This window comes from Vibrio sp. 2033, assembly GCF_033339735.1.
The window spans coordinates 21,274-28,343 of record NZ_JAWOVC010000029.1 but is presented as its reverse complement, the minus strand read 5'-3'; the positions used below and the strand labels follow the sequence as shown (position 1 = coordinate 28,343).

Below are 7,070 nucleotides of genomic sequence, written 5' to 3'. Positions count from 1 at the left end.
GTTTCATTGAAACCTAATTTGAAGCCGAAGCTTCTAATTGGATTATCATCAACGAGTGCCCACACAGATTGATAGGTTCTTATTTTTAAAGAGCTTTTCTAACATTTTCAGCAACTTAGTTGCTCGTCGTTAGGGGTGCATATCTTACTTCACACCGTGAGAGAGTCAAGCATTTTTTCAAATTCTTTTTTCTCTCTTCCCGACTCGCTGTGTGACTTTCGTCTCACTCCGTGTCGGTGGATGCGCAGTATAGGGGGTTGAGAAATTAGTACAAGCGTTTTTTGCAAATAAAAAACCAACCGGTCACAAATTAGCCAAAAGTGCGATATTTGCATATTTCTTCGTCACATTTGAGACATATCACAGCAATTGGTTGGAAAAACACCAACCATATACGTAAGATTCATGTGTCTATTCTGTTAATGGACAATCGATCTCTTTATCACTATGTGTAGTAATTAAAATGACGTCTAAAAAAAATCTGATTTTATGTGTTGGGCTGGCCATCGTTGGGGGAATCATTTTCTCTCAATTCATCATCCCACCAGCCTTGAGCTTCCTCATTGGTGTTATCGCTACTGCTTTTCTTTTTTCATTTTCTAGCAAAACACCTGTTCTTCAATCTTCGGATCCTGATCCTTCAACTAAAACGCTGTATGTCGGCAACCTACCTTATAAGGCCAATGAGAGTCATGTTCGCGATTTGTTTGCTGAATATGGACAGGTCTATGCGGTACGCTTAATGAAAGATAAGCGTACTGGAAAAAGAAGAGGGTTTGGTTTTGTAGTGATGGCTGCGGCAGATGCCAAGCCAGCTATCGCTAAACTTAATGAAAAGGAATATATGGAGAGAACGCTAAAAGTGAGAATTGCGAACGATCCTAAACATCCGGATGGTGGTAAACCTGAACAGGATTAAAACCTAGCTTCTTTAAACAAATGTTCAGTGCATCTTCCTGCCAAGGAGTTGCACTGGCATAAATCGACTTACTTCCCTCTTCTGTATCCTCAATTTCATCACTTAATAGCAATGCTTTTACTCGACGTGCAATCGCTGCGCCTGAATCAATTAAAGTAACGTCCCCACCCAAAGCTTGATGAATCTCCTCTTTGATTAAAGGGAAGTGAGTACAACCGAGCACCGCAACATCGACTTTATCGCGAAGGGGAAGCAGGATATTTGTCAGTTCGTCGAGAGAAACGCTGTTGCCTCGCAACTTCTCTTCGGCCATATCTACCAAGCGAGTTGATCCCACCAGCTCAACTGGTTTGCCTTGCGCAAAGTCCCGTATTAACTCGTGAGTATATTGGCGTGTTACTGTCGCCGGAGTGGCGATCAGCCCTACCCCTTTTGATGCTAAAAGCGATGCGGGTTTAATCGCAGGGACAACACCAACAACGGGAATCGATAAGTTTTCGCGTAAGGAAGGAAGCACTATGGTGCTCGCCGTGTTGCAAGCAATGACGACAATGTCGACTTGGTGTTCTTCGACTAATGAAGAGACCAGTTGGTTAACTCGTGAAATGAGTACAGCCTGATCGAGTTCACCATAAGGGTAAGCCTGATTATCGAATAAGTATAAGTAGTCTAGCTGGGGCAATAGGCGATGTATCTCTTGGAATACAGAAAGACCACCAACACCGGAGTCAAAAACTAGGACTTTTTTCTTACTTGCTACTCGCACGAGCCTTACCTAAAGAACAGAAACGTTGCGATCATACTGCGTAGATTTGTTTTGGCAATGCTTTAGCATGGTATCTTTGATGGCTGAATCTATCTCCAGATTCTACATCTCGCTTCGTCAACTCGATATGTCCTTGAAAAGATGACGAAGACGTAACCAATGTGTGAAATTCACCATTTTCCCCACAGGGATCAATTTGACTTGGTAATGACTCTATTAGGGCTTTGTCATACCAGCGACCACACCATTCTGGAGGGAGAACTCTTCCGTCGATGGTGATTAACATCGTTTGAATACCACGCTCTATGATTTCCATCGCTAGTTTTTCGCTGCTCTCCCCTAATAGAGGAAAGACGCATTCCCAGCCAACAGGTTCAATATAGCTGCGTCGGTAATCGGCAATGCCATTACAAAACATATCACCAAATGCGACAGCTTCTATGTTCAGACCACTACTTTGTAATGCATTAACGATGGTTGATTGATAAATGTCGTTACTCGGAAAGACTTCAGGCAGTTCGATAGTAATGAGCGGAAGCGCAAGTAAGTCTGCTTGCATTTGTACAACCTCAAGCGGAGTTGCTTGAAAAGGGACTTCTTTCCCTACGTAAGTCGTGTACAAACCGACAACTTGATAATTTGGATTCTCGTTAAGGCGCTCAAGCGTTAATGTCGAATCTTTACCGCTGGACCAACTGATCACCACTCGCTTGGGTTTCTTCATTCGATTTTCCACCACAAAATATTAAAAACCGCCCGAAGGCGGTTTGTGTTCATTCACGATTAGAATTCGTAGCCAACGTTGAGATAGTACGCTCGCTCTGCAGCAGGGTAACCTTTTGCCATCTCATACTCTTCATCAAGTAGATTATCGATACGAGCGCTAATAGAGGTCGACTCATTCGGATAGTAAGTCACTGCCGTATCAACCAACGAGTAAGAAGAAAGCGTAATATCTTGTGAAGGCCAAGTGCTGTAATCCACATCTGGACGCTTACCGACGTACTGATAGCTAACCGACCAATCCACTTTATCGAAGCTCACTAAAGCATTCCACTTATACATTTCTTTAGCGCGGCGCTGCAACTGATGCCCTTTATCGTCTTCAGCATCTTTGTAATCTGCACTCAACTGGTGCTGCACAATCCCTGTATCAAACTCAGCAACAAGCTCCACACCTTGGATATGTGTTTCACCATCGACATTCAAATATTTGTATGTGGTTGGATGGTAATCGATAAGATTCGTGATTTTATAGTCATAACCCGTGACGGACCAAAAAACGCCTTGGACATCACCGCTGAATGCTAGCTCCCAAGCATCTGACTCTTCCGGCTTCAGATCTTTCTCACCGTATGTTGGGTCATACTGTTGATATAGGTTTGGAGCCTTAAACGCAGTACCAAAAGAAGCTTTAACCCCAAACTCTGGCACAAACTGGTAACCAGCCGCTAAGCTGTAAGTGAACTCACTACCGTATTCTTCGTTATCATCAAGGCGAGCACTGCCCTCAAGCATTGCTTTATCAATACTGGTGGTTGCCATACCAAACAGAGCGCCATTGGTACGATCAAACGTTTTATTCGCACTCTTGTCTTTATAAGATTCGTTGCGCCAATCAATACCACCAGCCAACGTCGTATTGTTGTTTAGCAAGTAACTGTTGGTCCACTGGACATTTTGCTGCTCAAGTTCATCTTCAGTACCTGAGTGTTTGCCTTTTGCTTGCTCATAGTTCCAAGACTTCTGTTTCTGTGCCGTTACTTGTAGTTCTGACATCACATTATCAGACTGATACTTACCGCCCAGAGTGACAGAAAGATCTTCTTTTTCTGCTTCGTAGTAACCGCGACTGCCGTAGCTGCTGTCATATTGATAAACATTTTCGTAAGCACGTAGGTTACCAAATGCAGACCACTGGTCATTGAAGTTGTGCACGTAACCTAGCAGACCATTCTTTGTATCAAAGCCATGGCGATCGCCGTCATTAACTCCCGGTACAGGACGAACGTTATAACCATCATCACTTTCACTACCAAGCGCGATATTTAGCTGGCCGCTCTCTGTGACTTTAATACCAGATGCCACACTCAATTCCTGGTAATCTAAGCTGCCTAAACCCGCACTTAACTTCGTTCCTTCTTCGTCAGCACGCGCAATGGTGATGATATTGATCACGCCACCAATCGCTTCTGAGCCGTAAAGTGACGCACGCGCACCACGCACGTACTCAATACGTTGAACGTAAGTAAGTGGGATTTGGTTAAAGTCCACAGCGCCCTTCGCTGCTCGTGCAAAACGTACGCCATCAACCAGTACTAAAACTTGGTCGGAACTGGTTCCACGAACAAATAAAGACGCTAACTGACCACGACCACCATTTTGTGAAACTTGAATTCCGGTAAGGCGACGCAATACATCTGGTAGGGTTTTCGCTTGAATGCGATCGATGTCTTGTCGAGTAACTACTTCGACATCTGCCAACGTACGGCTTTCGGCTTGCTCAAAACGGTTTGCAGTAACAACGATGGTTTCGTCAGTGGAGGTTTCTTGGGCCTGTAGATAAGAGACAGGTGAAAGCAGCGATGCCAAAGTGATCGCCAGTGCGGATTTTCTCATTGTATTGTCCTAAATCGCGTAATTCCTTCCGAGCCCTGTCATCATGACAGTCCAGTGCTGTGGCTCAGTTGTTGGCAGGTATTCGGACTCAAGAGCACGGGTGTACCGCCTACTTGCTCGACTTCCCACATAAACTAATGCAGTGTCTGATGAGCGTTCGTTCTCTTTTACCGCTGCGCGTCAGTTCTGGATTCACACCAGATTCCCATTTCAGCCATCTAGATTGCTAGATAGCACCAACTTGAGGCAAATATTATTCAGCTATTGATTATTTGTCCAGCCAATATTGCCCTTAGAAGTTGTAACGTTTTGATTGATTTTGCTTTCTACTCTGCCTGTACGCACTATCTTTAAATCAATTCCAGTACAAAACTGGACATCCTATTGAGATTGAATAAAATCTGCGCTCTTAAATTGAATGCACCATAAAAGGTAAGATCATGGCTACTCTTGATGTAAACCCACAACGCTACCAAGAACAACTGGCTGAAAAAGTCGAACGTCTCACGGATATGTTCGCGCCATACAACATGCCAGAACTGGAAGTGTTTGAATCACCAGAGCAGCACTACCGCATGCGTGCTGAGTTCCGTGTTTGGCATGAAGGCGAAGATCTTTACTACATCATGTTCAACCAAGAAACTCGTGAGAAGTACCGTGTTGACCAATTCCCTGCAGCAAGCCGTCTGATCAACGACCTGATGCCGCTATTGGTTGAAGCGATGAAAGACAACGACTCACTACGTCGTAAACTGTTCCAAGTGGATTTCCTATCGACGCTAAGTGGTGAGATTCTGGTTTCACTCCTTTACCATCGCCAACTTGATGAAGAGTGGATTGAAAACGCGAAAGCCCTTAAACAGCGTTTGAATGATGAAGGCTTTAACCTAAACATCATTGGTCGCGCTCGTAAGATGAAGATTGTCCTAGACCGAGACTACGTTATCGAGAAGCTCGATGTAAATGGTCAAAGCTACATCTACCAACAAGTAGAGAACAGCTTCACTCAGCCGAACGGCAAAGTCGCAGAGAAGATGCTGGAATGGGCGGTCGACTGTACCCAAGAAAGCACTGGCGACCTACTAGAGCTTTACTGTGGTAACGGTAACTTCTCGCTGGCGTTGGCACAGAATTTCGACCGCGTACTGGCAACTGAGCTAGCGAAGCCATCGGTTGTATCTGCACAGTACAACATCGCCGCTAATAAGATTGATAACGTACAAATCTTACGTCTATCAGCCGAGGAATTTACTCAAGCGATCGAAGGTAAGCGTGAATTCCGTCGTCTACAAGATGCAGGTGTAGATCTGAAGAGCTACAACTGCAATACGATTTTTGTCGACCCACCACGTGCTGGGATGGATGTCGATACTTGTAAGATGGTGCAAGGTTACGAGCGCATCATGTACATCTCTTGTAACCCTGAGACTCTAAAAGAGAACTTGGACATTCTATGCGAAACACACAACGTGACGCGTTTTGCTCTGTTTGACCAATTCCCTTATACCCACCACATGGAAGCGGGTGTGCTTTTGGAACGCAAAGTGTAACCCACGGCGTCAAATACAAAAAAAGCGAGCTCAATGGCTCGCTTTTTAATTTGATTCGTTTTGCTTATTCCGCAGAAGTCTTCTTGCTGACAAAACCTAACTTCTTACCAATCCATGCGAGTAAAATCATTGAAACCATGATCGCAAAGAAGTTTGAGCCTGCTTCTGGGTATTGCGCTTTAATAAACGCAGAGTGACCAAACGCACCTACGAAGAAACACGCCAAGCCAACTAATGGGATATCTTCTGATACCGGATTATTTAGGTACTCTTGGTAAAGAGCTTGTACAGCCAGTACGAGTGCAATCAATGGGAAGATTGAAAAAGACACTTCACTCATGGTCAACCATGACAACAAAGCATCACCACACATACCTGCAACCAGTGCCAAAATCAGCGTTTTCTTTTCAGATTTATTTCCATTCGACATTATTCTATCCCGCCTTTTAATCGGTTACGTTCACGTTCTTTGCGATACCAATAGGCCCCTTTGGCTATCATTCGCAATTGCATGATCAATCGCTCGGCGAGTTCATCGCGCTCACGTCGATCTAAATCTAAAGCTTCAGCCCCCGAACTGAAAACCAAAGTCACAGACGCTTCTGCTTGAGTATACGCCTCTTCTCTGGTCACGCCGGTGCTCATTAAATACTCGGTTAATTCTGCCGCAAAATGCTGGATTTCTCGAGCAACAGCGGTACGAAATTCAGCAGAAGTGCCGGAGCGCTCACGCAACAACAAACGAAAAACGTTCGGACTACTTTCAATGAATTCCATAAAGGTTTCGACCGAGGTACGAATTACGCTACCTTCTTTCACAATACGTTGACGCGCCTGACGCATCAGTTGACGTAGTAACAAACCGCCTTCATCGACCATGGTTAAGCCTAGCTCATCCATATCTTTGAAGTGGCGGTAAAAAGAAGTCGGTGCAATCCCTGCCTCTCGGGCGACTTCTCGCAAGCTAAGGCTGGAAAAGCTGCGATCCGCACTTAATTGACTAAATGCCGCATCGATCAATGATCGACGTGTCTTCTCTTTTTGCTGTGCGCGGATTCCCATCGATTTCATTCTTAACTTGCTCTTTTTCTGTAGGGTACAAGAGCCTCAATATAACGCAATTTGCTCCTACGGAGAAAGATATGTTGCTTCGCTCGCTCTGAGCGCCGAGAACGTTACTATTGGCATGCATCTAATTGCAATGTTCTCGATGCAA

General features: G+C 44.7%; 7 protein-coding genes and 1 riboswitch. Of the genes, 2 read left to right on the top strand and 5 right to left on the bottom strand.

The annotated features are described in order from the left end of the window. Positions 1 to 463: 463 nt before the first annotated feature. Entirely contained in the window at positions 464 to 919 is a 456-nt protein-coding gene (locus R7P74_RS22530; protein ID WP_017636066.1) for an RNA-binding protein, read from the top strand. On the opposite strand, the gene murI is transcribed toward R7P74_RS22530, so the two are convergent. From murI to btuB, 3 genes are read right to left on the bottom strand one after another with little or no spacing between them, the layout of a single operon-like run. Next, a complete protein-coding gene (murI, locus tag R7P74_RS22525) occupies positions 882 to 1,685 on the bottom strand; it encodes a glutamate racemase (RefSeq protein ID WP_005389694.1) in 804 nt (267 codons plus the stop codon). The two genes, R7P74_RS22530 and murI, sit on opposite strands and share 38 nt — an antisense overlap. Positions 1,686 to 1,716: 31 nt before the next feature. Next, positions 1,717 to 2,409 carry an adenine nucleotide alpha hydrolase gene (locus tag R7P74_RS22520; protein WP_225474221.1) on the bottom strand — a complete coding sequence of 231 codons (693 nt, stop codon included), beginning with the start codon at positions 2,407 to 2,409 and terminating at the stop codon, positions 1,717 to 1,719. Between the two features lie 59 nt (positions 2,410 to 2,468). Continuing rightward, entirely contained in the window at positions 2,469 to 4,304 is a 1,836-nt protein-coding gene (gene btuB, locus R7P74_RS22515; protein ID WP_318123200.1) for a TonB-dependent vitamin B12 receptor, read from the bottom strand. Positions 4,305 to 4,360: 56 nt separating this feature from the next. After that, a riboswitch (cobalamin riboswitch) is annotated at positions 4,361 to 4,558 on the bottom strand. Positions 4,559 to 4,744: 186 nt separating this feature from the next. Here btuB and trmA point away from each other — a divergent pair. Beyond that, positions 4,745 to 5,854, top strand: a complete 1,110-nt coding sequence (gene trmA, locus R7P74_RS22510) for a tRNA (uridine(54)-C5)-methyltransferase TrmA (RefSeq protein WP_053304467.1) — start codon at positions 4,745 to 4,747, stop codon at positions 5,852 to 5,854. Positions 5,855 to 5,918: 64 nt separating this feature from the next. Here the strand turns inward: trmA and R7P74_RS22505 are convergent, their stop codons facing one another. Continuing rightward, positions 5,919 to 6,284, bottom strand: a complete 366-nt coding sequence (locus tag R7P74_RS22505) for a YijD family membrane protein (protein WP_005378634.1) — start codon at positions 6,282 to 6,284, stop codon at positions 5,919 to 5,921. Further along, complete coding sequence (fabR, locus tag R7P74_RS22500; RefSeq protein ID WP_005378632.1) at positions 6,284 to 6,925, bottom strand: HTH-type transcriptional repressor FabR; 642 nt, start codon at positions 6,923 to 6,925, stop codon at positions 6,284 to 6,286. The genes R7P74_RS22505 and fabR overlap by 1 nt, the downstream gene beginning before the upstream one ends. Between the last annotated feature and the right edge of the window lie 145 nt (positions 6,926 to 7,070).